This is a genomic window from Micromonospora sediminicola, assembly GCF_900089585.1.
GTDB lineage: Bacteria > Actinomycetota > Actinomycetes > Mycobacteriales > Micromonosporaceae > Micromonospora > Micromonospora sediminicola.
Genome location: NZ_FLRH01000004.1, coordinates 875902 through 901755, shown reverse-complemented (window position 1 = coordinate 901755; position 25854 = coordinate 875902). Strand labels below are relative to the sequence as shown.

The window sequence follows — 25854 nt, the reverse complement described above, 5'->3', positions numbered from 1 at the left end:
TTTCCGGGTACGCCCGGACACGCTGCGTCGAAACCGCTTGCCCCTGCTCAACCGATCGGCGTCCGTCTCCGTACTCCCGGTCGGCCGGCGTGCCCCTGCGCCGGTCGGGAGGAGCGTGGCGGATGGACCGCAGACGGATGACAGCCATCGGCGTACTGGTGGCGGCGGCCGGGTTGACGGCGGCGGTGACCCTGCCGTCGTTCGCCGGTGAGGGACCCCGGAGGGCCGCCCCGGCCGCCGACGGCGTGGCCCCGGAGGTCCTGGACGCGCTGGGCCGCGACCTCTCGCTCACCCGCGACCAGGCGGTACGCCGGCTGCGCACCGAACGCTGGGCGGCCGGCACGGTCACCCGGCTGCGCACCGAACTCGGCGCTGACTACGGCGGTAGCTGGCTCAGCGCCGACGGCGCCACGCTCACCGTGGCGGTGGCCGACCCGGCCGCCGAGGCCCGGGTGACGGCGGCCGGCGCGGTGCCGAAGCGGGTCGCGCGTGGCGTCGCCGAGCTGGACGCGGTGAAGACCCGCCTCGACGCGGCCGGCGCGGACGCCGGCCCGGACATCGCCGGCTGGTACGTCGACGTGGCCAGCAACTCCGTCGTGGTGGTCGCCCGACCGGGCGCGGAGGCGGCCGGCCGCCGGCTCGCCGCCGCCGGCGGGGCGGACGGCGGCACGGTCCGGGTGCGGACCGCCGACGAGGCCCCCCGGCCGTTGTTCGACGTGCGGGGCGGCGACGCGTTCTTCATCAACAACGCCGGCCGCTGCTCGGTCGGGTTCTCGGTGGTCGGCGGTTTCGTCACCGCCGGGCACTGCGGCCGGCCGGGGGACCGCACCACCGGGTCGAACCGGGTCGCCCAGGGCACGTTCGCGGCGTCCTCGTTCCCGGGTGACGACTGGGCGGTGGTCGAGGTCAACGGCGACTGGACGCCGCAGGGCGTGGTGAACGACTTCAACGGCGGCACGGTGGCGGTGAACGGCTCCACCGAGGCCCCGGTCGGCGCCTCGATCTGCCGGTCCGGCTCCACCACCGGCACCCGCTGCGGTGTGGTCCAGGCCAAGAACGCCACGGTCAACTACCCGGAGGGGACGGTCACCGGGCTGACCCGGACGAACGTCTGCGCCGAACCGGGCGACTCCGGGGGCGCGTGGCTCTCCGGAGACCAGGCGCAGGGCGTCACCTCCGGGGGGTCCGGCGACTGCACCCGGGGCGGGGTCACGTTCTTCCAGCCGGTCAACGAGATCCTCCAGCGCAACAACCTGACCCTGGTCACCGCCGGCGGCCAGCAGGCGCCCGCCGAGCCGCCGGCCGGTGGCGGGCAGACCGCGCCGCCGGTGAGCACGCCGCCCGCGCCGCCGGCCGCCGACACCGAGTGCACCGGCCAGGTGAGCCGGACCGGCCGGATCACCGCCGGGCGCGCCCAGGTGCAGCCGGACGGCCGCTTCTTCCGGGTGGCCGGTGGCGCGCAGGAGGCCTGCGTCGCCGCGCCGGACGGCGCCCGGGTGGTGTTGGAGCTGCAACGCTTCACCGGCGGCGCGTTCCGCACCGTGGCCCGCGCGGACGGCGCGGACGGGATCGCCCGGCTGACCGCCGACACCCCGGCCGGCGCCTACCGCTACCGGGTCGTCGGGTTGTCCGGCTCCGGCGCGTACACCCTGGCGTTCTCCGCCCGCTGACGCCGCCGTCGGCCCCGGGACCGCGACCCCCGACCACCACCGCCCGGTGGTCGGGGGTCGCGCCGCGTCAGGGGCGCAACGCGGCGACCGCGTCGGCGTACGCGGCGCCGGTGCGGATCGTGGCGGCCACCAGCACGGCGAGCTGGGCCGGGGCCACGCCGCAGGACAGGTCGGTGGAGACGCCGGCGGCCAGCACCAGCGTCCCGTCGCCGGGCTCGTGCACGTAGGCGGCGGGCAGCAGCCGGTCGTGGTTCCAGGCGTTGCAGAACGCGTACGCCTCGGCCCGACGGTCGGCCGGCAGCCGGCGGGCCGCCACCACCCGGGCGTGCAGCACGTCGCCGAGCCGGCGGAACTGGATCGTCGCCTCACCCCAGCGTCCGGCCAGGGCGCCGTCCGGTTCCACCGTGTACGGCTCGCCCCGCGCGTCGAGCGCGCCGGTCAGCAGCGCCGCGTCCAGCGGGGCCGGCTCCTCGGGCCCGGGCGGCCCCGGCTCGGCCGGGTCGGTCTCCGGGTCCTCGTCGAACTCGCTCTCGGCGGGCAGCGGCACCGGCGCGGCGAGCGGCCGCTCGGCCAGCCAGGAGGCGATCCGGCCGGACTGGTGCCCGGTGCCGTTGCGGGCGTCGAAGCTGCCGGCCAACGCGGTGGCCAACGCCTGGAGTTGCCCGCCCAACGTCGCCACGTCCACCTCGGCGGCCGGTCGGGAACCGTGCCCGGGGCGGTGGATCCGCCGCCCGCCGAGGCCGGCCTCGGCGGCCAGCCCGCAGAGCAACGCGCCGGCCGCCGCGAACTCCATCGCGGACAGGTCGTCCGCGGGCCGGTCCAGCCGGGGCAGCTGCTCGGCCAGCACCTCCAGTCCCCGGTGCAGGTGCCCGCCGAGCGCGCAGAACCGCAGGTGCGTGGCGAGCAGCGGGAACGCGGCCCGCTCCCGGCGGTGCCGACGGTAGGAGCGCACGTGCGCCCGGCCCGCCCGCACCTGCGCGCCGGTGCGCAGCCACGGCAACAGGCCCGCGACGAGACCCCGTTCGGGCTGGTCGGTGCAGTCCGGCGCGAAGGCCGGACCGAGCGCCGCGAGAGCCGCGTCCGGCTCGCCCCAACCGGCCAGCAGCTCGGCCCGCCGGGCCGGGGCGCAGCCGGGGCAGCCAGCCACCGGGTCCGCGCCGTCACCGGCCGACCAGCGTGCGTAGGCGCGTCGGGCGGCCGGCTCGTCGCCGAGGTGGTCGGCGAGCCGGCAGCGCAGCTCGGCGACCGCCTCCGCGTCCTCACCCACCTCGGCGGCGAGCGTGTCCAGCAGGGACCGGGCCTGGTCCAGGCCGACCCGGGGGGTGCCGAAGAGCGCCTCCACCGCCTGCCGCTGGTGCCGGCGCAACCGGGTCGCCTCGTCCGGGCGGGCGTCGAGCAGCCCGGGGTGCCGGGCCAGCGTGGCCCGCATGCGGCGCACCGGCTCCACCGTCCGCCACCGCTCGCCCAGGTGCAGGTACGCCTCGACCAGCGCGAACCGGGCCGACAGGGCGGTACGCGGGTCGCCGGTGGCGTCGGCCCGGGCGGCGATCCGCTCCAGCTCGGCGCAGCGTTCCGCACCGTCGGGCCGGTCCCGGGCGTCGGCGAGCGCGGCGGCCAGCCCCCGGTCGCGGGCGGTCGTCACCGGACCGACCCGCCGGGCAGCGCGGCGACCGCGTCGGCGAGCTGGCAGCCGGTGGTGACGCCGCACTCGACGAGCCGGTCGAGCTGGTGCGGGGTGACCCCGCGTTCCAGGTCGGTGGTGACCTCGCCGCAGACCTGGGCCGACCCGTCGTCGGCGACGTGCACGTACGCCTTCGGCCACAGCCGGTCGTGGTTCCAGGTGTTGCAGAACGCGTGCAGGTCGGGCACCCGCTCGATGCCGAACCGGTACGCGGCCACGGTGCGGACCTGGAGCAGCTCACCGGCCCCGCCCCGGCGGTGGAACCAGATCAGGGCCCGCTCCCAGCGACCGGCCAGCGCGCCGTCGGGCTCCTCGGCCACCGCGTACCCCCGGTGGGTCAGCACGGCGGCGATCAGTTCGCCGGTCAACGGCCGCAACGCCTGCGGGTGTCCGGCCAGGGGACCGTCCGGACCGTCCTCGATCTCCGGCGACGCCATCGGGCATCCCTTCTGAGGCGAATAACACAAACGACGGTCCGATCCGTGCTGCGACGCGCGGACACGACCCGGAAAAGCGGCGTTCCGCCGGGTACCGCCGTTACCGTGACTCTATGGCGGGCCGTACCTCTCAGGCGAGCCGGCGGCGCGGCGCGTCGCCGCGCGGCACCACGAACAACCGTGCGCGCCAACCGGCGAAGAAGACGGCGCGCAAGCCCGTGCGCCGGCGCCCGGCGTCCGGGCCGAGCCCGGCCGCGTTCGTCGGCCGCGCCGTCAACGCGATGTGGATGGGGCTGGCGCACACGGTCGGCTGGGGCTTCCGGGCGGCCGGCCGGCAGGCCGCGTCCACCCGGGACCTGGACCCGGAGCACCGCCGCGACGGCGGCGGCCTGCTCCTGTTCGGCCTGGCCATCCTCAGCGCGGTGGGGATCTGGGGCGGTGGCGCCGGGCCGGTCGGCCGGCACCTGGCCGACACCGTGCGTCTCTTCGTCGGGGCCATCTCCATCGTGCTGCCGGTGCTGTTCATGGTCGGCGCGTGGCGGCTGATGCGCACGCCCGCCGACCCGGAGCACCGCGGCCGTGGCCTGGTCGGCTGGGGTTCGATGCTGCTGGCCACCGCCGCGATGCTGCACATCGGCCAGAACCCGGTGGACGAGGTGCAGCGCGACTTCGCCGGCGGCCTGCTCGGCGCCGGCGTGGGCGACCTGCTGAAGTCGGCGGTGACCGCCTGGGTGGCCATGCCGCTGCTGCTCCTGCTGCTGGTGTTCGGCCTGCTGGTGGTCACCGCGACCCCGATCAACAAGATCCCGGAGCGGCTGGGGCTGCGCGCCGACCCGGACGCGCCCGTAGTCGAGGAGGAGGCCGAGGTCGAGGCGCCGGCGAAGCCGGCCCGCAGGCGGCCGGCGAAGCGGCTCCCGCCGCCGACGGACCCGCTGGACCCGGACGACGAGCTGGCCGGCGTGGACCTCCAGGACACCATCGTGCTGCCGCGCAAGATGAAGGTGCCGGCGAACCGCAAGCCGGTGGAGCCGCCGGAGCACTCCCCGCTGCCGACCCGCGCCGAGCAGCTCGCGCTCACCGGGCTGGCCGGCGACTACACGCTGCCGCCGGCCAACATGCTCGGCAGCGGCGCCGCGCCGAAGACCCGGAGCAAGGCCAACGACGAGGTGATCGCCGCGTTGACCGGCGTCTTCGAGCAGTTCGACGTGGACGCCGCGGTCACCGGCTTCACCCGCGGCCCGACCGTCACCCGCTACGAGGTGGAGCTGGGCCCGGGCGTCAAGGTCGAGCGGATCACCCAGCTGTCCCGCAACATCGCGTACGCGGTGAAATCGCCGGACGTGCGGATCCTCAGCCCGATCCCGGGCAAGAGCGCGGTCGGCGTGGAGATCCCGAACACCGACCCGGAGAACGTGTCGCTCGGCGACGTGCTGCGGTCGCGGGCCGCGACCAGCGACCACCACCCGATGGTGGTGGCGCTCGGCAAGGACATCGAGGGCGGCTACGTGGTGGCCAACCTGGCGAAGATGCCGCACATCCTGATCGCGGGCGCCACCGGCGCCGGGAAGTCGAGCTGCCTGAACAGTCTGCTTGTGTCCATCTTGACCAGAGCCACGCCCGACGAGGTGCGGCTGCTGCTGATCGACCCGAAGCGGGTCGAGATGACCGGCTACGAGGGCATCCCGCACCTGGTCACGCCGATCGTGACCAACCCGAAGAAGGCGGCCGACTCGCTGGAGTGGGTCGTGCGTGAGATGGACATGCGCTACGACGACCTCGCCGCCAACGGGGTCCGGCACATCGACGACTTCAACCGTAAGGTGCGCAACGGCGAGATCAAGGCGCCGCCGGGCAGCGAGCGGGAGATGCGGCCGTACCCGTACCTGCTGGTCATCGTGGACGAGTTGGCCGACCTGATGATGGTCGCGCCCCGCGACGTGGAGGATTCGGTCGTCCGGATCACCCAGCTGGCCCGGGCCGCCGGCATCCACCTGGTGCTGGCCACCCAGCGGCCCTCGGTGGACGTGGTCACCGGTCTGATCAAGGCGAACGTGCCGTCCCGGCTCGCGTTCGCCACGTCCTCGCTGGCCGACTCCCGGGTCATCCTCGACCAGCCGGGCGCGGAGAAGCTGCTCGGCCGGGGTGACGGCCTGTTCCTGCCGATGGGCGCGTCGAAGCCGGTGCGCATCCAGGGCGCCTGGGTGACCGAGCGCGAGATCGCCGACGTGGTCAAGTTCTGCAAGGACCAGCGGGAGCCGGAGTTCCGCCCGGACGTGCTGGCCCCGGCGCAGGACAGCAAGAAGAAGATCGACGAGGACATCGGCGACGACCTCGACCTGCTGGTGCAGGCGGTCGAGCTGGTGGTCACCTCGCAGTTCGGCTCGACCTCGATGCTCCAGCGCAAGCTGCGGGTCGGCTTCGCCAAGGCGGGCCGGCTGATGGACCTCATGGAGACCCGGGGCGTGGTCGGCCCGTCCGAGGGCTCCAAGGCCCGCGACGTGCTGGTCAAACCGGACGAGTTGGAGGAGGTCCTGGTCGGCCTGCGCGGCGGCGAGGAGTAGACGGGTCCACGACGAGGGCCCGCCGGATCACCGGCGGGCCCTCGTGGTGCTGACGGACGTGCTCAGGCGTTCAGGATGGCGGCGGCGAGGATGAAGCCGAGGACGGCGCCGGCGACGCTCGCCGCGGCGGCGTACCAGCCCAGCGGCTTGTCGCCGAGCACCGCGCCGACGATGCCGAGGATCAGACCGACCAGGCCGAGGAACGGCACGAAGATCGCGATGGCCGCGAAGACGAACGCGATGATGGTGCAGATCCGGGCGGCGTTGCTGCGCGGGCGGGCGGTGGCGTGGATGTCGGCCATGGTGTCCTCCGTGGGTGATCTCTGCCGGTGAGCTGGGGATCACCTACCCCGCCGCCACCGCCGTCCAAACCGGATCACCCATCGATCAGTGGAAGAGCTTCAGTCCGACCACGCCGGCCACCACGAGCAGCAGGCAGGCGATCCGGGGCAGGTTGGCCGGCTCGCCGAGCGCGAACATGCCGACGAGCGCGGTGCCCACCGCGCCGATGCCGACCCACACCGCGTAGCCGGTGCCGACCGGGATGTCGCGCAGCGCGTACGCCAGGCCGGCCATGCTGCCGACCAGCGTGACGGCGAAGACGGCGGAGGGGAGCGGGCGGGTGAAGCCGGCGCTGCGGTCCAGCGCGATCGCCCACGCGGTCTCCAGCAGTCCGGAGAGCACCAACACGATCCAGGCCATGACGATTCACCTCTGACGGGCGGGCCCGGCGCGGTCGGCCGGGCGGCGGTCGGTTCACGCGGGGCGTCTTGGCCTGACCGGGTACGCCCACCACTCGTCCGGGACGGCCCACGGGCCGTCGTGGCCGACGCTAGCACCGCCCGGGGCGAACCGGAGGCGGGGTGAGAAAGCCCACCATCGCTGGAGTTCACGCGAACTTCAGGTTGCAGGATGGCTGCCATGACCGTGCTCTTCTCCGACGAGGACGTCGCGGCGGCCGTGGACGCCCCGCTCACCGTGGCCGCCATGCGCGACGCGCTGCTGGCCGCGTACGCCGGGCGGCTGATCGCCCCGCCCCGGGCGTCCGCGCCGCTGGGCGGGGGCCGGATGGTGCTCACCGCCGGCCACCTCACCGGCGAGTGGTACGGCTTCCGCTCCTACGACACGTTCGGGCACCCGGAGAGCGGGCAGCTCGTCGTGCTGCACGACGCCACCACCGGCGCGGTGCGCGCCATCGCCGTCGGCGAGGAGCTGGGCTCCCGGCGTACCGGCGGGCTGGGCGGCGTGGCCGTGGACGCACTCGCCCGCGCGGACGCCGCCACGCTCGGCGTGGTGGGTTCCGGCCGCCAGGCGTGGACCCAGGTGTGGGCCGCCGCGGCGGTCCGGCCACTGCGCGAGGTGACCGTGCACAGCCGCTCGGCCGCCCGGCGGGAGGCGTTCGCCGCCCGGGTCCGGGCCGAGCTGGGCGTGCCGGCCCGGGCCGTCGGATCGGCCGCCGCCGCGGTCCGTGACCGGGATCTAGTGGTGCTCGCCACCACCAGCACCACCCCGGTGCTGGCCGCCGCCGACCTGGCCCCGGGCACGCACGTCAACACCGTCGGCTTCAAGCAGGTCGACCGGCACGAGTTCGGCCCGGACCTGCTCGACGCCGCCGACCTGCTGGTCACCGACTCGCCCGGGCAGGCCGCCGCGTACGCGCCGCCGATGCTCGCCGCGGTCGAGCCGTACGCCGGCCGGCTGCGCGACCTGGGCGCGGTGCTGGCCGGCGCGGTCCCCGGCCGGACCGGCGCGGACCAGATCTCGGTGTTCTGCTCCACCGGCCTGGCCGGCACCGAGGTGTTCCTGCTGGACCGCCTGGCCCGGGTGGCCGTCCCGACCCGTTGACCGCCCGGGCGGGTGGCGTGGCGGTCCGGAACCGGCCCGGTACCCTCGGATGGTGTCTGCCACCTCCTCCTCCCCGCAATCCGACGGGCGCCGGGTCGCCCTGCTGACCCTGGGCTGCGCCCGCAACGAGGTCGACTCGGAGGAGTTGGCCGCCCGGCTGCATGCCGACGGATGGCAGGTGACCACCGACGGCGAGGGTGCCGACGTGGTGGTGGTGAACACCTGCGGCTTCGTGGAGAAGGCCAAGCAGGACTCGATCCAGACGCTGCTGGCCGCCGCCGACACCGGCGCCAAGGTGGTCGCCGCCGGCTGCATGGCCGAGCGCTACGGCCGTGAGCTTGCCGACAGCCTGCCCGAGGCGCAGGCGGTGCTGAGCTTCGACGACTACCCGGACATCGCGGCCCGGCTCGACGCGGTGGTGGCCGGGCAGGCGATCGACGCGCACACCCCGCGCGACCGGCGCGAGCTGCTCCCGCTCACCCCGGTCAAGCGCCGCGAGGCGGCGGTGTCGCTGCCCGGGCACGGCACCCCGACCCGGGTCGCCCCGGAGACCGACGCGCACACCCCGGCGCACCTGCGCCAGGTGCTGCGGCACCGGCTCGACACCGGCCCGGTGGCCTCGCTGAAGCTGGCCAGCGGCTGCGACCGCCGGTGCGCGTTCTGTGCCATCCCGGCGTTCCGTGGGGCGTTCGTCTCGCGTACCCCGGACGAGCTGCTCGCCGAGGCCGAGTGGCTGGCCAAGACCGGCGTCCGCGAGCTGGTGCTGGTGAGCGAGAACTCGACCTCCTACGGCAAGGACCTGGGCGACCCGCGCGCGCTGGAGAAGCTGCTGCCGCAGCTCGCCGCGATCGACGGGATCGTCCGGGTCCGGGCCAGCTACCTCCAGCCCGCCGAGACCCGGCCCGGGCTGGTCGAGGTGATCGCCACCACGCCCGGCGTGGCCGCCTACTTCGACCTGTCGTTCCAGCACTCCAGCGAGCCGGTGCTGCGCCGGATGCGCCGGTTCGGCTCCACCGACCGGTTCCTGGAGCTGCTGGCGTCGGCCCGCGCGCTGGCCCCGGAGGCGGGCGCGCGGAGCAACTTCATCGTCGGCTTCCCCGGCGAGACGAAGCAGGACGTGGCCGAGCTGGTCCGGTTCCTGACCGAGGCCCGACTGGACGCGATCGGCATGTTCGACTACAGCGACGAGGACGGCACCGAGGCCGCCGGCCTGCCCGGCAAGGTCTCCGCGGCCACGGTCAAGCGGCGGTACGACCGGCTCAGCGCGCTCGCCGACGAGCTGTGCTCGCAGCGGGCCGAGGAGCGGCTCGGCTCGACGGTGGAGGTGCTGGTGGACTCGGTCGCCGACGGCGTGGTGGAGGGACGGGCCGCGCACCAGGCGCCCGAGGTCGACGGCTCGACCACCCTGGTCGCGCCGGACGCCGGCGGGGTCGACCTGACCGCGCTGCGCCCGGGCGACCTGGTCCGGGCCACGGTGACCGCGACCGAGGGCGTCGATCTCGTCGCCGTGCCGGATGAGATGATCTCGGCGGCGCCCGGCGCGGCACGGTGACGGCGGGCCCGGACGGAGCGGGGAAGCCACGGGGGGCGGTGCCGGACATGACCGGGGCGGAGTCGACGGTGGCGGCACCCGTACCGCTGCTCAACGCGGCGAACCTGCTGACCGGCGCGCGGCTGGTGCTGGTGCCGGTCTTCGCGGCCACCGTGGTGGCGTCCGGGATGACCCACGCCGGCTGGCGGACGGTGGCCTGTCTGATCTTCGTGGTGGCCTCCGCGACCGACCTGGTCGACGGGTGGATCGCCCGCCGGTTCCAGCTGGTCACCTCGCTGGGCAAGGTCGCCGACCCGATCGCCGACAAGGCGCTCACCGGCGCCGCGCTGGTGCTGCTCTCCTGGTACGACCGGCTGCCCTGGTGGGTGACGGTGGTGATCCTGGCCCGGGAGCTGGGCATCACCGCGCTGCGCTTCTGGGTGATCCGGCACGGGGTGATCGCGGCAAGCCGGGGCGGGAAGATCAAGACGGCGCTGCAGATCCTCGCGATCACCTGGTACCTCTGGCCGATGCCGGACGCGCTGGCCCCGGTCGGCCCGTGGATCATGGGTGCCGCCGTCGTCGTCACCGTGGTCACCGGGTTCGACTACATCGCCCAGGCGTTGCGGCTGCGGCGTCCCACCCGTTGATCCGGACGGCCGACGAGTAAGCCGGCGCCGGGCGGGAAGAAGGGGCGGTCATGGACACCGACGCGAGACACCAGCGACCCGCCGGCAGCCCGGCGGCCGCCGTCGTGCACCGCCTGCACGAGTGCGGCGAGACGCTGGCCACCGTCGAGTCGCTGACCGGCGGCCTGCTCGCCGCCGCGATCGTGGAGATCGCCGGCGTCAGTTCGATCTACCGGGGCGGTCTGGTGGTCTACGCCACCGAGCTCAAGGCGACGCTGGCCGGCGTACCCGAGGATCTGCTGGCCGCGCGCGGGCCGGTCGACCCGGACGTGGCCGCCGCCCTCGCCGAGGGCGGGCGGCGGCGCTGCGGCGCGGTCTGGGGGCTGGCCACCACCGGCGTCGCCGGGCCGGAACCCCAGGACGGCAAGCCGGTCGGGCTGGTCTACGTGGCGGTCGCCGGCCCCGCCGGCACCGAGGTCCGCCGGCTCGACCTCGACGGTGGCCGCGACCACATCCGCTCGGCCGCGGTGATCGAGGCGCTGCGCCTGCTCGCCGAGCGGATCCAGGTCGCCACCGACGTCGACCCGGCCGGCGCCGGCCGGCGATGACCGCCCCGCCCGGATGCGCCGGCCCGTCGCCGGACGGGATTGGACAGGCGGGGTGGGATGTCGTCGTGGCGGTCAACGGGTACGGTTGCGGGAAGGCTCCGGCGGACGACGTCGGCGCCCCGGGTGGTCCGCCGCCCCGGGCGCGGCAGGGTCGGTCGGGGAAGGTGGTTCCCGTTCAGGGGGAGGTGCGATGGTCCTGCTACGCCGGGTGATCGGTGACGCGCTGCGGGCACGCCGGCAGGGGCAGCACCGCACCCTCCGCGAGGTGTCGTCCGCCGCCAACGTCAGCCTCGGTTACCTCTCCGAGATCGAGCGCGGCCAGAAGGAGCCCTCCAGCGAGCTGCTGGCCGCCATCTGCGACGCGCTCGGCGCCCGCCTGTCGGAGCTGCTGCGCGAGGTCAGCGACACGGTCGCACTGGCCGAGCAGATGCCCGGCGTGCTGGTGCCGGTGGTCGACGAGCCGGTCGAGCCGACGCCGGTGGCCGCGGCCGCGGTGCGCAAGGCGACCAACCGGGGGGTCCGTCAGGTCACCTCCGACGGCTCGGTGGCCGTCCAGGTCCGCCAGGACTCGCCGCTCAAGGCGACGCTGCGCAGCACCCGGGTCCGCCCCGCCGAGCGGGACGTGGTCTGCGCCGCCTGACCCCGCCGTCGCGCCGTGGGCACCGGTGGCGCCCGCGTCGTAATGTTGATCAGGAGCGTACGGGTGCCGGAGTGGCGTCCGGCTGGGACGATGTAGGCGCGACGCTACTGAGGGGACGAGGCGGAGATGGCTAACCCGTTCGTCAAGGGTTGGAAATACCTGATGGCGCTCTTCGGCGCGAAGATCGACGAGCACGCCGATCCGAAGGTGCAGATCCAGCAGGCCGTCGAGGAGGCCCAGCGGCAGCACCAGGCGCTGGTCCAGCAGGCGGCGGCGGTGATCGGCAACCAGCGCCAGCTGGAGATGAAGCTGTCCCGGCAGATGACCGAGGTGGAACAGCTCCAGGGCAACGCCCGGCAGGCGCTCGCGCTGGCCGACCAGGCCCGGGGCCGGGGCGACGAGACCGAGGCCGGGCGCTACGAACAGTCCGCCCAGCTGCTCGCCACCCAGCTCGTCTCCGGCGAGCAGGCGCTGGAGGACCTCAAGACGCTGCACGACCAGGCGCTCGGCGCGGCCGCGCAGGCACGCAAGGCGGTCGAGAACAACTCGATGATCCTCCAGCAGAAGCTGGCCGAGCGCACCAAGCTGCTCAGCCAGCTGGAGCAGGCGAAGATGCAGGAGAGCGTCGCCAAGTCGCTGGAGTCGATGTCGTCGCTCACCGCGCCCGCCAGCACCCCGTCGCTGGACGAGGTGCGCGATCGGATCGAGCGCCGCTACGCCACCGCCATGGGCCGGGCCGAGCTGGCCGGCAACTCGGTCGAGGGCCGGATGCTGGAGATCCAGAAGGCGACGCTCGACTCGGCCGGATCGGCGAGACTGGAGCAGATCCGGTCGAGCATGGCCGGTGAGCAGCTCGGCGGTCGGCAGGAGCGCCCCGCCGTGGGGCAGCCGACCGACCCGGCGGCCGCCGCCCGGCTGGACGAGATCCGGGCCAGCATGAGCCGGGAGCGGAGCACCGGGGAGAGCACCACCGGCTGACGGACGGGGAGGGACCCATGGTGGACGAGCGGGCGCGACACTTCCGCCGACTGCGCAGACTGCGAGGCTCGGCGCGCCGGTGGAGCGTCCTGGCCGGAGGGCTCGGCGGTGCCGCCGCGGTGCTCACCCCGTACGCCGGGCTGGGCCTGGCGGACGCGGCCTGGGCCGGCGCCGCGGGCAGCGCGATCGCGGTGGCCGCCTGGCGCTGGGTCGACCACCGGGCCCTCGCCGCCGTGCCGCCACCACCCGCCCTCGACCCGGCCGAGGCCGCCGCCCGCTCCCGCGCCCGGCTGGTCGCCGCCGTGGAGCGGCTGCCCGTCGGGCCGGGCGTCCTGGCCGAGGTACGCCGCGTCCGCTCCCGCCTCGCGCTGCGCGGCACCGCCGCGGCCGAGCCGTGGGCCCGCCTCGATCGGGCCGCGCTCACCCTGGCCGGGCTGACCGGCCGGATGACCGGGCTGGCCGAGCCGGCGGTCCGGGAGGCGGCCGAGGCCGACCGGTCCCTGCGGGAGCTGGCGACCCGGGTGGCCGGGGTGGAACGCGCGCTGAACATGGCTCCGCGCGGCCCGCTCGCCGAGGTGCACGCCACGCTGGTCACCCAGTTGACGGACGGGGTGGCCGCCTACGAGCGGCTGGTGGTGGCCGCCGCCGGTTACGTGGCCGAGGACGCCCGACCGAACACCGAGCACCCGGCCGCCGCCCGCCTCACCGAGGCCACCGACCTCCTGCACGGCGTGGCCTCCGCCCTCGCCGAACTCCGCACCCCCCTGCGCACCCCCTGACGGGCCCGCCCCGGGCCGACCATTCCTCGTTGACCATGAAGTTGGCGGCGGTGTTGATCTCGGATTCCGCCGCTAACCTCATGATCGACCGATGCTGACTTCATCAGCGGGGGGGGGTCAGGTGGGGGTGGTGATCTGGATCGGGGGGGTCCAGGGGGAGGTGCCGACGACGTTCGTCGCGCGTACCCGGTAGTGGTAGGTGACGCCTCGGGCCAGGCCGGTGTTGGTGAAGCCGCGACCGGTCACGCTGAACGTGGCCGGCTCCCGGGTGAAGGCGGGGTCGGTCGCGCGCTGCACCACGAACCCGGCCCCCGGTCCGGCCATGCTCTCCGCCGACCAGGTCAGGGTGACCGTGGCGGTGTCCGGGGCGGGCGCGCCGGCGGTGGCGGACACCGTGGTGGGCGTGGCGGGCCGGGGTGGCGTGGTCACCGCCGCCACCGTGGACCAGGGTGACGCCGCGCCCAGGTAGGTGGTGCGGACCCGGTAGTAGTACGTGGTGTCCGGCGCGACCGCCGGGTCCAGGTGGGCCTCGCCGACGGCGATGGCGGTGGTGCCCGGCCCGCTGGTGAACGTCGGGTTGGTGGCCCGCTGCACGTCCACCCCGGTGGCGAACGAGCGGTTCGTCCAGCGCAGCGACACCCGCAGCGGCGCGGCCGGCGGCACCACCGCGGCCAGCCGCTCCGGGGCGGCCAGCCGGACCGTGGCCGGCACGCTGTTCGACCAGGCCGAGCAGCTCACCGCGTTCTCGGCGCGGATGCGGTAGTGGTAGGAGACGCCGGGGGTGACGGTGGCGTCGGTGTAGCGGGTCGCGGTGGCGGCCACGGTGATCTCGGTCAGCCCGGCCGTGAAGGCGCTGTCGGTGGCGCGTTGCAACCGGTGTCTGGTGGCCGGCGGGCGACTGCCGTTGCCGGTCCAGGCCAGCGCGATGGCGGGCAGCGCGGTGGCCGAGCCGGGCGCCGGGGTCGCGGTCAGCCCGGTCGGTGCCGTCGGCGCCACGCGCAGCACCAGGGGACGGCTCATGCCCTGGTCGCGCAGCCCCGCCGAGCGGGTCTGCCAGCGATACTCCCAACCCAGGTTGACCAGCTGGTTGACCACCACCGCGGGTCGGCCGTCGACCGGGCTGACCGGGCTGGCGTCGAGCCGCGCGCCGGCCGGCCGGGTCGGGTCGAGCAGCCGTACGCTGTCGCCGATCGTGAACGGCAGGGCGGGCACGACGGGGCGCAGCGCCACCACCACGTCCTCGTGCGGGTCGACCCGGACGGTGTCCTTCCAGCCCAGCTCGCCCGGGTCCGGTGGGCGGACGGTGCCGTCCCAGCCGACCCGGTTGACCAGCTGCATGTCGCAGCCCTCGACGTGCACCGGGTGGGTGCGCTCGGCGTCGCCGACGATCCGCCACAGCTGGGTGCCGTCGGCCGCCGCGCCGATCGGCACGGCCGGGTCGGTCACGTGCAGCACCTCGGTGGCCGGGTCGACCGGGCCGAGCGGCAGTGTGGCCGGGGTGAGCGGCCCGGCGACCGGGTGGCCGACCCCGAGCCGCCCGACCGCCCGACCGTGCCGGGGCTCGAACACCTGCCCCACCGACTTGACCGCCAGCGGCAGCGTGACCGGCGCGGACGCGCCGGTCGGGGTGAACGTGACCGTGTCGGCCCGCGCCGGGACCAGCGTCGGCCGGGCGGTCCGGGTGCCCGTCGCCGCGTCGTACGCCGGTTGCGGCACGATCGGCGGCGGCTGGCTCTGCGCGTACGCGCCGGGCAGCCGCGCGGCGAGTCGGCGCACGTCGTACCGCTCGGCCGGGTCGCCGGTCACCCGGATCTGGAGCAGGGTACGGGTGTTCGGGCCGTAGCCGGGGCGGGCCGGGGGCAGGCCGCCGGCGGCGGCGTGGTCCGGCGCGCCGGTGTGGTGGTCGTAGCGGGGGTCGAACCGGGGCAGCGGCGCCGGGCAGTCGTTGTAGAGGATCAGCGTGCTGCCCGGTGGCACGGTGGAGAAGTCGACCACCACGTCGGCGCGCTCCCCGGGGGCGAGCAGGAGCGTGTGCCCGTCCACGTTGAGCACGGTGGGGTCCTGCCGGTCGTAGCGGTAGCCGACCGGGCGGTTGGGCCGCACCACGGGGGCCGGGAGCAGGCCGCCCTCGTTGCCGATCTGGATCATCTCCGGCCCGGCCGCCGCCGGGTCGGGCACGCCGCCGTCGCGTCCGTCCACCGGCCAGTACGCGGGGCGGCCGGGCGCCCGGACCGCCTCGACCATCGGCACCTCCCCGGACCGGGGGTCGGCCGGCGTGCCGTCGTCGGTCCACATCGGCCCGTCCGAGGCGGCCCGGTAGAGCTGGAGGTTGAGCGTCCGGTCCGCGCAGGCGTTGAGGATCCGGAACCGGTAGGCCCGCGGGGCCACCTCCAGGTACGGGTAGGCCACGCCGTTGACCAGCGGGGTGTCCCCGTACGCCTCCGGCACGGCCGACGGGTGCGGCACGCCCGGGACCAGCGGCGGCTCGTCCGGGTCGGTGACCGGGTCGTGGTGCGGGTTCGGCACCGGGGCGACCCACGGGCTGGCCCCGCCGTCCGGGTCGTGGGTCCACGGTCCGTAGTCCCAGCGGCCGGTGGGGTTGCCGCCGCCGAGCCGGTACGGGTTCTGTCGTGGTTGGTAGACGTGCGGGTGCCACAGGCTGCCCTTGGCGCCCCAGCGCTCCCGGTCCCAGGTCGGGTCCTGGGCGGCGAGCTGGGCGTCGTCGGGCACGAACGTCTTGTCCTCGATCACCAGCGGGAGCTGGTCGGCGGGGAGCACGCCGTCGTCGACGAGCCGTTCCTCGGCCGGGTCGGTGAGCAGGTAGAGCGCGAGCTGCCCGGAGTAGACGGTGAGCCGGGACAGGCCGAGCGTGTTGTCGTGCAGCCACATCAGCCGGCCGCTCTGCTCGTTCGGGAAGTAGAGCGTGGTGGCGCCGGCGCCCGGGGGTGGCATGTCCGGCACCGGGACGACGCCCACCCCGACCGGGTACGGGGTGATCTCGCCGGCCGGGGTGACCCACTGCCACGGGTTGCCGGCGCTGATCCAGGCGGTCTGCGCGCCGGCCAGGTGCGGCACCGCCCGGTTCTGCGGGTAGGGCGCGGGACCGTCCAGCGGGCCGGGGCCGGCCCCGTCGACGGTCTCGTCGACCGGCAGGAACAGTTCGCCGGCCCGCCCGGTGGGGAGCTGGTTGATGAACTTGATCCGTACCGGCCGGCCCCGTCGGGCCACGATCATCGGGCCGAGGTGCCACGGCCGGTCCGGCGGGCTCACCGTGTTGTGGCCGGTGGCGTCGGTGCCGAGGTTGAGCTGGCGGTAGCCGCGTAGCCGGGTGGCGGGCAGGTCCCGGTGCAGGCGTTGCGCGTACTCCTGGAGGCCGATCTCGTAGTAGTCGCAGCCCGGCCAGGTGATGGTGTCGGGCACCGCGACCGGCAGCCGGGCGCCGAGCCCGGCGGTGGCCGGCCGGCCGGGGACCGGCAGCGGGTCGACGAACTTGCGGATGCCGGTGCCGGGCACCGGTCGGCCGTCGGCGTCGAGCGTGGGCAGCGGGCTGCCGGCGGTGTTCGGCACCGGGCCGAACAGGCGCGGCACGGCGGCCGGGTCCAGGCTGGCCGGCGCCGGTCCGGCCGGTTCCGGCTCGGCGCCGCGGGCGGTCGGGACGGTGGGCGCGGTCTCCTCGGCTACCGTGGCGGCCCGGTCCGGCCGGCCGGGCCGGAGTCTGCGGAACAGCACCATGGCTCTCCCCGGGATCGGGGCGCGCCGGCCGTCACCCCGGCGTGGCGGGCGTACGCGCTGCTGACGATCGGTGAGCGGTCCACCGCAGCATGCGATGCCGAAGGTGCGGGAGGGAAGTACCCAATCGTCCGTATCTCGGGGGATCTTCGACGGTTCGTGGAAGTTCCACGTCACTCGCGTTCAGGTTGGCAGGCCGGACACCAGTAGGTGACCCGGTCGCCCAGCTCCTCCTTGCGGATCGCGGTCCCGCAGCGCCGGCACGGCTGGGCCCGCCGGCCGTAGACGTAACTGGTCCCGCCCCGGCGCAGCACGCCGGTGGTGCTCTGCGTCCAGCGCCCCCGGTTGGCGGCCAGCAGTCGCTGGGCCAGCGTGACCGCGCCGGCCAGGTCCGGCACCGCGCGCACCGGCGTCCACGGGGACACGCCGCGCAGGAACAGCACCTCGCACTTGTAGAGGTTGCCCACCCCGGCCAGGTTGCGCTGGTCGAGCAGCGCCTCGCCGATGCTGAGGTCCGGGTGCGCGGACAGCCGGCGGACCGCCTCGTCCGGGTCCCAGTCCGCCCCGAGCAGGTCCGGCCCGAGGTGACCGACCAGCGACTCCTCCTCGCCGGTCGGCACGAGCGCCAGCTCGTGCAGGTGGTAGCCGACCGCCACCGCGCCGGGGGAGCGGAGCACCACCCGGATCAGGTGGGCCGGCCGGGCCGCCCAGCGTTCGCCCGGCGCGTACGCCCGCCACGCGCCGTCCATCCGCAGGTGCGAGTGCAGCGTCCAGGGCGTGGCGTCGGTGTCGTCGAGACGCAGCAGCAGGTGCTTGCCGCGGCTCGCCGACTCGCGCACGGTCCAGCCGGTCAGGTCGGTGGCGGCCAGCTGCGGCACGCGGAAGTCGGACCCGGTGAGCCGGGCCCCGGCCAGCGCGCGTTGCAGGACGCGCGCGGTGTTCCAGACGGTGTCGCCTTCGGGCACCCGCCCATTGTCCCCCGGCCGAGTGGAATTCGCATGTGTCGCTATTTGTACTGAGGTTCCACTTGATCTGCGGAAACGCAACGATCAGGAGGTTCTGAGGAGAATGACATGGCCTGTGCCCGACGACGTACCCTCGTCGCCCTGACCACCCTGCTCACCGTCACCGCCGGACTGCCCGGCGCCCCCGCGACGGCCGCGCCGCCACCCGCCGCCGCCCCGGACCGCCCCGCCGCCGAGCGCTGGACCGTCGACCTCGCCGTGCGCGGCGGCGACGACGTCAACGTCGCCTGGCGGTCCGGCCGCCTGCGGCTGGCCGACCCCCGGCCCGGCGCCCGCACCCGACCCGCCGCGGCGGGCGGCCCGGTCGCCGAGGGCATCCTGCTCGTCGCGCCGCGCGCGCTGGACCGGCCCGCCACCCGGGTCCGCGCCCGGCTCGCCGCCCGCACCGCCGACGGCGGCGGCGCGACGGCCCAGGTACGCGGCTGGCGCGCCCGGGGCTGGACCGAGTGGCGCGACGCCACCGAGGCGGTCTTCGACCAGCCGGTCACCCGGGTGCAGGCACGCGTGGTGCTGACCACCCGCGACGCCGCCTCCGAGGCCGCCGTGACCGGCCTGACCCTCACCGCCGACCAGGTCGCGGCCACCGCGGCCCAGCCGGCCGCCGCGCGCACCTACCGGGTGTACGCGACCCGGATCGGTCTCGTCGGCGGCGTCACCGCCAACGGGCACACCGTCGCCACCCGGGACCACTTCGCGGCACTGCCCACCCGGCGGGGTCTCTCCCCCCGGGACACCGGCGACTACACGGTCAAGGTCTGCACCACCACCGGCAGCCGCTGCGAGTACGCCCCGGTCTGGGACGTCGGCCCGTGGAACACCCGGGACGACTGGTGGAACCCGGCGGCGGTCCGGGAGAACTGGAAGGACCTGCCGCAGGGGCTGCCCGAGGCGCAGGCCGCCTACCAGAACGGCTACAACGGCGGACGCGACCAGTTCGGGCGGACCGTGCGCAACCCCGCCGGGCTGGACCTGGCCGACGGCACGTTCTGGGACGGGCTGCGGCTGCGCGACAACGCGTGGGTGGACGTGACGCTGCTGTGGACCGGCGGCGGCGCGCGGGCGGTGGTCGGCTCCGGGCCGCTGAACCTGCGCACCGGCGCGAGCACCACGTACGCCAGCCGGGGCCTGGCCGCCACCCACGCCCACGTGCCGGTCCAGTGCTACGTGACCGGCCAGCGGATCGCCGGCACCTACCGCACCACGACGAGGTGGTACCGCCTGGTCGGCGGCACCTACGTCAGCCACGCGTACCTGTCCTCGGTCTACGGCGGCACCGTCCCCCGCTGCTGACCCTCCGACCCCCCGTCGATCTTGCAGTTACGGCCCTCTCTCCGGGGCTTTCGTCCCTTGTGTCGGGGCGTCAACCGCACGATCGCCGGGGCGGGGGGTGGTGATGGTGAGCACGTCGCCCGGGGTGGCGCGGAGGGCGTCGGCGGCTCGGCCGGTGTTCACCGCGACGGCCACCCGGGCGGCCGAGTCGACGTGGACCACCAGGGCGCCGGGCGGGGCGTCGCCGAACGTGCGGCCGTGCACGGCCTCGTGCCCGTTCACCAGCACCCGGGACGGCAGGCCGTCGAGCAGCGCGCCGGGCGCAGCGAGCTGCACGTTGCCGAAGTGGTCGACGGTCAGCACCTCGGCGCTGAGGCCGCCGGGCTCGGCGCGGACCACCGGTTCCGGCAGCCGGACCAGGGTGCCCGGATCCACGGCCGGCCCGGCCTCGGCGAGCGGCGCGCCGAGCGCCAGCCGGGCGGCCACCGGCGCGAACACGTCCCGCCCGTGGAACGTGCGGAAGACGACCGGGCCCAACCAGTCGGGGTTGGTCAGCTCCACCGCGTCGGTCACCCCGCCGAGCGCCTCCGCCGCCGGAACCAGCAGCCCGTTGTCCGGCCCGACCAGCAACCCGCCGGGCGTGGCCAGCGCGATCCCACGCCGCTCGGTGCCGACCCCCGGGTCGACCACCGCGACGTGCACCCCCCACGGCAGGTACGGCACGGTCTGCGCGAGCACCGCCGCGCCCCGGCGTACGTCGGCCGGCGGCACCAGGTGCGTCACGTCGATCACCCGGGCGGTGGGCGCGAGCCGGGCCAGCACGCCGTGGCAGGCCGCCACGAACCCGTCGGCGAGCCCGTAGTCGGTGGTCAGCGAGACGCAGGGCAGGGTGCCGACGCCGTCCGCGTCAGGGCCACCCGGTGTGGTGGGCCGGATCATCGCCGGCCCGCCGGTGCGGGGCACCGGGAGCGGTGTCGTCGGGTGTACGACGTGATGTCGTCGGGTTGGGCGGGAGTCGCCATCTGCCCTCCTCGTGATCTCCGAACGGGTCTCGACGGGTTCCACCTTTAGAACGGGGGCGGACAGGGCAGGTCAGCCGCGCAGGCGCAGGCCGCGGGGGGTGGCCCGGAAACCGGCGGCGGTGAGCGCGTCGCGCAGCGGGGAGGTGTGCACCGCCTCGCCGTCCGCGCGCTCCACCGAGATCGCGCCGAGCGCGCCGGAGTGCACCGCGTCGGCGAGTGCCTTGCCCGCCGCGCCGAGCGTGTCGGTGTCGTCGGTGAACGACAGGATCGTGCGCCCGCCCCGCTCGACGTAGAGCACCAGGTCGCCGCCGACCAGCACGACCAGCGCACCCGCCTTGCGGCCGGCCCGGTGGCCGGTGGCCGGGGCCGTCCCGTCGCCGGAGTCGACCACGCGTTCCGGCCAGGGCAGCGCCGCGCCGTACGGGTTCGCCGGGTCGGTGGCGGCCAGCACCACGGCCGGGCCGCCCCGGTCCCGGGTGTCGTCGGTCAGCGCGCGGATGCGGTCGACCGCGCCGGGGACCGCGAACTGGGCCGCGCCCAGGCCCTCGACGAAGTAGCCGCGCCGGGCGGCCCCGCGCTCCTCCAGCGCGGACAGCACCGGGTAGACCGCGGCGAAACCGCCGGTCACCTGCTCCGCCACGACCGCGCCCCGGGTCACCACGCCGTGCCGTTCGAGCAGCAGGTCGGCCAGGGCGGCGGCCCGCCGGGTCGGGTCGAGGTCGCGTTCGGGCAGTCGGGACCAGCGGCCGGCCATGGTGGGCGGGCCGCCGCGGCTGGGCAGCGCGACCCGGCCGGGGCGGCGGTAGCGGGTGCGCGGCGCCGACGGCCGGGACCGGTGCGCCCCGCCGGCGCCCAGGGCGGCCCGCAGCGGGGCGAGCGTGTCGTTGGTGAGGTGACCGGCCCAGACCAGGTCCCACACCGCGCCCGACAGCGCGGCGTCGTCGGTGGAGCCGACCCGGTCGGCGAGCGAGCGGAAGAAGAGCGCCTGCCCGTCGCCGAGCGCGTCCAGCACGGACTCGTGCAGCGGGGTGAGCGTCAGCGCCTCGTCCGGCGGCGGCAGCAGCAGCGGCGCGACGTCGGCGTACGCGAGCGCCACCCACCCGTCGCCGCCGGAGATGGCACCCGCGCCGGCCCACACCACCTCGCCGCTCGCGCACAGCTCGTCGAGCTGGGCGGGGGAGTAGTCGGCCACCCGGGCGGGCAGCACCAGACGCTCCAGCGCGGACGCCGGCACCGTCGCGCCCTGCAACTGCTCGACGGTCGCGGCGAGCGCCTCGACCCCTCGGGCCGACGAGCCGACCTGCTGCCAGCGGGGCAGGAACGCGGCCAGTGCCCGGGGCGGCACCGGCTCGATCTCCCGCCGCAGCGCCGCGAGGGAGCGGCGGCGCAGCAGCCGCAGCACCTCGGCGTCGCACCACTGCGTGCCGACGCTGTCCGGCGCGAACTCGCCGGAGACCACCCGGCCGTTGCCGGCGAGCCGGCGCAGCGCCTGCTCGACCACGAACACGCCGAGGCCGAACCGGGCCGCGCAGGTGGCCGCCGCGAACGGGCCGTGGGTGCGGGCGTACCGGGCGACCAGGTCGCCGAGCGGGTCGGCCACCGGGGTCAGGTAGGCCTCGGCCACGCCGACGGGCAGCGCCACACCCAACGCGTCGCGAAGCCGGGCCGCGTCCTCGACGACCACCCAGCGGTCCTCGCCGGCGATCCGGACGCGCAGCACGCGGCGGGCCGCGGCCAGCTCCTCGGGCCAGGCGTCCGGCACCCCCCGCTCGGCCAGCTCGGCGGTGCTCAGGTCACCGACCACGCGGAGCAGTTCGACCACGTCCTCGGCGTCGCGGGGCCGGCGCTGCTCGGTGCGCCACCGCAGCTGGCGTTCGGTCTCGGCGAGCACCGCCGGGTCGAGCAGCTCCCGCAGGTCGACGCGGCCGAGCAGCTCCCCGAGCAGCCCGGAGTCGAGGGCCAGCGCGGCGGCACGCCGCTCGGCCAGGGGCGCGTCGCCCTCGTAGAGGAACGCCCCGACGTAGCCGAAGAGCAGCGACCGCGCGAAGGGGGACGGGCGCTCGGACTCCACCTCGACCAGGCGCACCTTGCGGGCGGCCAGGTCACGCATCAGCTCGGCCAGCGCCGGCTGGTCGAAGACGTCCTGGAGGCACTCCCGGGCCGCCTCCAGGGTGACCGGGAAGTCGGCGTACTCGCGGGCCACGTCGAGCAGTTGCGCGGCGCGCTGACGCTGCTGCCAGAGCGGCTGACGGCGACGCGGGTCGCGGCGGGGCAGCAGCAGCGACCGGGCCGCGCACTCGCGGAACCGGGAGGCGAACAGCGCCGAGGTGCCGACGGACTCCTCGACCAGCTGGGCGATCTCGTCCGGCTCGAAGACCACCACGTCGGCGCCGGGCGGCTCGTCGGCGGTGTCCGGCAGCCGGACCACGATGCCGTCGTCGGAGGGCATGACCTGGGCGTCCACGCCGTAGCGCTCGGCCAGGCGGCGGCCGATGGCCAGCGCCCACGGGCCGTTGACCCGGGCGCCGAGCACCGAGTGCACGGCGAACCGCCAGTCGCCCAGCTCGTCGCGGAAGCGCTCGACCACCACCGTCCGGTCGTCGGGCAGCGAGCGGGTGGCCGCCTTCTGCTCGCGCAGGTAGGTCATCAGGTTGCCGGCGGCCCAGTCGTCCAGCCCGCCGGCGCGCAGCGCCGCCATCGCGTCGGTGTCGGACTGCCGCAGCAGCGCGCGGACCCGGGCGCCGATCGCCCGCCCCAGCTCCACCGGGCGGCCGAGCTGGTCGCCCTTCCAGAACGGCATCCGGGCGGCCTGGCCGGGCGCGGGGGAGACCAGCACCCGGTCGGGGGTGATCTCCTCGATCCGCCAGGACGACGAGCCGAGCAGGAACACATCGCCGACCCGGGACTCGTAGACCATCTCCTCGTCCAGCTCGCCCACCCGGGCCGCCCGTTCGGCGCCGGCCAGGAAGACGCCGAACAGACCCCGGTCGGGGATGGTGCCGCCGCTGGTCACGGCGAGCCGCTGGGCGCCGGGCCGGCCGGTCAGCACGTCGGTGGCCCGGTCCCAGACCAGGCGGGGTCGCAGCTCGGCGAACGCGGTCGACGGGTAGCGCCCGGAGAGCATGTCGAGCACCGCGTGCAGCGCCGAGTCGGGCAGCTCGGCGAAGGGCGCCGCGCGGCGCACCAGCACGGCCAGGTCACCGAGCTGCCACGGCTCCAGCGCCACCATGGCGACGATCTGCTGGGCCAGCACGTCGAGCGGGTTGCGCGGGTAGTGCAACTCCTCGATCGCGCCCTCGCCCATCCGCTCGGCCACGACGGTGCAGGAGAGCAGGTCGCCGCGGTGCTTGGGGAAGACCACGCCGCGCGACACCGCGCCGACCTGGTGCCCGGCCCGGCCCACCCGTTGCAGGCCGGCGGCGACGCTCGGCGGCGCCTCGATCTGCACCACCAGGTCGACCGCGCCCATGTCGATGCCCAGCTCCAGGCTGGAGGTGGCGACCACGGCGGGGAGCTGGCCGGACTTGAGCGCCTCCTCGATGTGCTTGCGCTCCTCCCGGGAGACGCTGCCGTGGTGCGCCCGAGCGATCACCGGGGGCGCGCCGGCCGCCGCGCCGGACTGCGCCATCACCTCCGGCGGCTGCCGCGGCGCGCGCACCGGCCCGACCGGCCCGCCGAACGCCTCGGCCCCGCTCCGGCCGCCGGCCCTGTCGGCCGCGTCCCGGCCACCGGCCGCGGCGGCCCCGTCCCGGCCGCCTGCCGCGTCCGCCGGACCGTCGCCGTCCGCCGGCCCGCCGGCACCGGCCGGCGGGCCGTCGCCGGTCGGCAACAGATCGGATACGCGCACCGGCTCACCGCCCCGGGCCACGCGGCTGCCCCCGGGCGGGGTCGACGCCTCCAACTCCTCGGCGGCCAGCTCGTTGAGGCGGGCGCAGAGCCGCTCGGCGCTGCGCCGGGAGTTGGTGAAGACGATGGTGGACCGGTGCGCCCGGATCAGCCCGAGCACGCGCTCCTCCACGGCCGGCCAGATCGAGGGCCGGCGCGGGCCGAGGCCGCCGAGCTCGTCCTCCGGGGGCTCCTGCTCGTCGAGGCGGGTCATGTCCTCCACCGGAACCTGGACACTGACCTCGATGGTCTTGTCGGCCGGCGGCTGCACCACGTCGACCGGGCGGGCGCCGCCGAGGAACCGGGCGCACACGTCGATCGGGCGGACCGTGGCGGACAACCCGATCCGCTGGGCCGGGCGTTCCAGCAGCGCGTCGAGGCGCTCCAGGGAGAGCGCCAGGTGCGCGCCGCGCTTGGTGCCGGCCACCGCGTGCACCTCGTCGACGATCACCGTGTCCACCCCGCGCAGCGAGTCGCGGGCGGCAGAGGTGAGCAGTAGGAACAGTGACTCGGGGTGGTGATGAGGATGTCCGGCGGGGTGCGGGCGAAGGCCCGCCGTTCGTCGGCCGGGGTGTCGCCGGTGCGCATGCCGACGGTGATGTCGGGCGGGACGAGGTCGAGCCGGGTGGCGGCCTGGCGGATGCCGGTGAGCGGGGCGCGCAGGTTGCGCTCCACGTCGACGGCGAGCGCCTTGAGCGGGCTGACGTAGAGCACCCGGCAGCGCCGCCTCGGGTCGGCGGGTGGTGGTTCCTTGGCCAGCCGGTCGAGCGACCAGAGGAACGCCGCCAGGGTCTTGCCGGAACCGGTGGGCGCGACGACCAGGGCGTTGCGCCCGGCGGCCACCGAGTGCCAGGCGCCCCGCTGGGCGGGCGTGGGCGCGGCGAAGGCCGCGGCGAACCAGTCCCGCGTCGCCGCGCCGAATTCCGCCAGCACCCCGTCGGCCGGGGCCACGTCGTCCGCCACGCCCACCATCCTGCCGCGCCGGTGTGACATCCGGCCGGACGTGGGACCGGTTCTGTCCCGGGCACACATTCCACGCGAGTAATGGGCGGTTAATCCGTTAAGTCTTACTTAACTGCTTGCTTGCAGGGTGCAACATAAAGTAACTTCACTCGCAACGCGGCGTGGCTGGAGGCGTGGATGACCGTCGAGGAACGAGGCTCCAGGCCCGGCACCGACGTGCTCATCCGCAAGGTCGACAGCCGGCTCGCCGCGCTCCGCGCCAACCTGCGCGGCTCCGACCTGGAGCTGGCCGAGGAACTGGCCCGGCGCCTGCGCGAGCTGGTCGTCGCCACCGCCTTCTCCAGCGCAGCCGACCGGGCCCTGGTCCGGGCCGCGGTGCACTACTTCGTCCTGCGTCGGGAGACCCGCGACGCCCGGCTGCCGGTCCGCTCCCTCGCGGCCGCGCAACGCGTCGTCGACAAGGCGGCCCGCCAGCTCGGCCACCCGGCTGCCTCGGCGGACCTCCGCCCCACCCCCACCCCGGCCCCCCTCCCCTGAACCCGGTTCCACAGCACCCCTCGGGGGTGGGTGGGTTTTCGGAAAACGGCGCGGGTGGGTGCGGA

Annotated in this window: 18 protein-coding genes, 1 pseudogene and 1 riboswitch; of the genes and pseudogenes, 11 read left to right on the top strand and 8 right to left on the bottom strand. The window is 75.7% G+C overall.

The window, feature by feature from the left end; genetic code table 11:
* The first annotated feature begins 122 nt into the window (after nucleotides 1-122).
* Nucleotides 123-1670: a S1 family peptidase gene (locus GA0070622_RS25650; RefSeq protein ID WP_091579863.1), complete on the top strand. Its 1548-nt coding sequence runs from the start codon at nucleotides 123-125 to the stop codon at nucleotides 1668-1670.
* 67 nt (nucleotides 1671-1737) lie between these two features.
* Here GA0070622_RS25650 and GA0070622_RS25645 read toward each other — a convergent pair whose 3' ends face one another.
* Nucleotides 1738-3312, bottom strand: coding sequence for a type III secretion system chaperone family protein (locus GA0070622_RS25645; protein WP_091579859.1), 1575 nt, complete (start codon nucleotides 3310-3312; stop codon nucleotides 1738-1740).
* On the bottom strand, nucleotides 3309-3788 hold the full coding sequence (locus GA0070622_RS25640) for a type III secretion system chaperone family protein (RefSeq protein ID WP_091579857.1): 480 nt from the start codon (nucleotides 3786-3788) through the stop codon (nucleotides 3309-3311). Before GA0070622_RS25640 ends, GA0070622_RS25645 begins: the two co-directional genes overlap by 4 nt.
* Before the next feature lie 113 nt (nucleotides 3789-3901).
* Between GA0070622_RS25640 and GA0070622_RS25635 the strand changes: the two genes are divergently transcribed.
* The gene (locus GA0070622_RS25635) at nucleotides 3902-6349 is read left to right on the top strand and encodes a DNA translocase FtsK (protein WP_091579853.1); all 2448 of its coding nucleotides are present in this window, start codon (nucleotides 3902-3904) and stop codon (nucleotides 6347-6349) included.
* A gap of 62 nt (nucleotides 6350-6411) precedes the next feature.
* On the opposite strand, the gene GA0070622_RS25630 is transcribed toward GA0070622_RS25635, so the two are convergent.
* The gene (locus GA0070622_RS25630; RefSeq protein WP_091579848.1) at nucleotides 6412-6651 is read right to left on the bottom strand and encodes a hypothetical protein; all 240 of its coding nucleotides are present in this window, start codon (nucleotides 6649-6651) and stop codon (nucleotides 6412-6414) included.
* 85 nt (nucleotides 6652-6736) lie between these two features.
* The gene (locus tag GA0070622_RS25625) at nucleotides 6737-7051 is read right to left on the bottom strand and encodes a DMT family transporter (RefSeq protein WP_091579845.1); all 315 of its coding nucleotides are present in this window, start codon (nucleotides 7049-7051) and stop codon (nucleotides 6737-6739) included.
* A 57-nt stretch (nucleotides 7052-7108) separates the two neighbouring features.
* Nucleotides 7109-7174, bottom strand: a riboswitch (guanidine-III (ykkC-III) riboswitch).
* Between the two features lie 96 nt (nucleotides 7175-7270).
* Here GA0070622_RS25625 and GA0070622_RS25620 point away from each other — a divergent pair.
* The 7 genes from GA0070622_RS25620 (at nucleotide 7271) to pspM (ending at nucleotide 13359) form a co-directional block, all read left to right on the top strand.
* A complete protein-coding gene (locus tag GA0070622_RS25620; RefSeq protein WP_176558894.1) occupies nucleotides 7271-8194 on the top strand; it encodes an ornithine cyclodeaminase family protein in 924 nt (307 codons plus the stop codon).
* A gap of 49 nt (nucleotides 8195-8243) precedes the next feature.
* Nucleotides 8244-9746: a 30S ribosomal protein S12 methylthiotransferase RimO gene (gene rimO / locus GA0070622_RS25615; RefSeq protein ID WP_091579837.1), complete on the top strand. Its 1503-nt coding sequence runs from the start codon at nucleotides 8244-8246 to the stop codon at nucleotides 9744-9746.
* 47 nt (nucleotides 9747-9793) lie between these two features.
* On the top strand, nucleotides 9794-10375 hold the full coding sequence (gene pgsA, locus GA0070622_RS25610) for a CDP-diacylglycerol--glycerol-3-phosphate 3-phosphatidyltransferase (protein WP_172967830.1): 582 nt from the start codon (nucleotides 9794-9796) through the stop codon (nucleotides 10373-10375).
* Between the two features lie 50 nt (nucleotides 10376-10425).
* Complete coding sequence (locus GA0070622_RS25605; RefSeq protein ID WP_091579831.1) at nucleotides 10426-10962, top strand: CinA family protein; 537 nt, start codon at nucleotides 10426-10428, stop codon at nucleotides 10960-10962.
* A 190-nt stretch (nucleotides 10963-11152) separates the two neighbouring features.
* Nucleotides 11153-11602: a helix-turn-helix domain-containing protein gene (locus GA0070622_RS25600; RefSeq protein WP_091579827.1), complete on the top strand. Its 450-nt coding sequence runs from the start codon at nucleotides 11153-11155 to the stop codon at nucleotides 11600-11602.
* Nucleotides 11603-11728: 126 nt separating this feature from the next.
* Nucleotides 11729-12580 carry a PspA/IM30 family protein gene (locus GA0070622_RS25595; protein WP_091579823.1) on the top strand — a complete coding sequence of 284 codons (852 nt, stop codon included), beginning with the start codon at nucleotides 11729-11731 and terminating at the stop codon, nucleotides 12578-12580.
* 17 nt (nucleotides 12581-12597) lie between these two features.
* Nucleotides 12598-13359, top strand: coding sequence for a phage shock envelope stress response protein PspM (gene pspM, locus GA0070622_RS25590; RefSeq protein WP_091579818.1), 762 nt, complete (start codon nucleotides 12598-12600; stop codon nucleotides 13357-13359).
* Between the two features lie 117 nt (nucleotides 13360-13476).
* On the opposite strand, the gene GA0070622_RS25585 is transcribed toward pspM, so the two are convergent.
* Entirely contained in the window at nucleotides 13477-17091 is a 3615-nt protein-coding gene (locus tag GA0070622_RS25585; protein WP_091579813.1) for a fibronectin type III domain-containing protein, read from the bottom strand.
* 170 nt (nucleotides 17092-17261) lie between these two features.
* A complete protein-coding gene (locus GA0070622_RS25580) occupies nucleotides 17262-18053 on the bottom strand; it encodes a DNA-formamidopyrimidine glycosylase family protein (protein ID WP_091579808.1) in 792 nt (263 codons plus the stop codon).
* A gap of 108 nt (nucleotides 18054-18161) precedes the next feature.
* On the opposite strand from GA0070622_RS25580, the gene GA0070622_RS25575 reads away from it, so the two are divergent.
* On the top strand, nucleotides 18162-19403 hold the full coding sequence (locus GA0070622_RS25575) for a hypothetical protein (protein WP_091579805.1): 1242 nt from the start codon (nucleotides 18162-18164) through the stop codon (nucleotides 19401-19403).
* A 27-nt stretch (nucleotides 19404-19430) separates the two neighbouring features.
* On the opposite strand, the gene GA0070622_RS25570 is transcribed toward GA0070622_RS25575, so the two are convergent.
* Nucleotides 19431-20321, bottom strand: a complete 891-nt coding sequence (locus GA0070622_RS25570; RefSeq protein ID WP_245666959.1) for an SAM hydrolase/SAM-dependent halogenase family protein — start codon at nucleotides 20319-20321, stop codon at nucleotides 19431-19433.
* A 153-nt stretch (nucleotides 20322-20474) separates the two neighbouring features.
* Nucleotides 20475-25261: pseudogene (locus GA0070622_RS25565) on the bottom strand (Lhr family helicase).
* A gap of 168 nt (nucleotides 25262-25429) precedes the next feature.
* Here GA0070622_RS25565 and GA0070622_RS25560 point away from each other — a divergent pair.
* Nucleotides 25430-25789 carry a hypothetical protein gene (locus GA0070622_RS25560; protein WP_091579801.1) on the top strand — a complete coding sequence of 120 codons (360 nt, stop codon included), beginning with the start codon at nucleotides 25430-25432 and terminating at the stop codon, nucleotides 25787-25789.
* Nucleotides 25790-25854 lie beyond the last annotated feature (65 nt).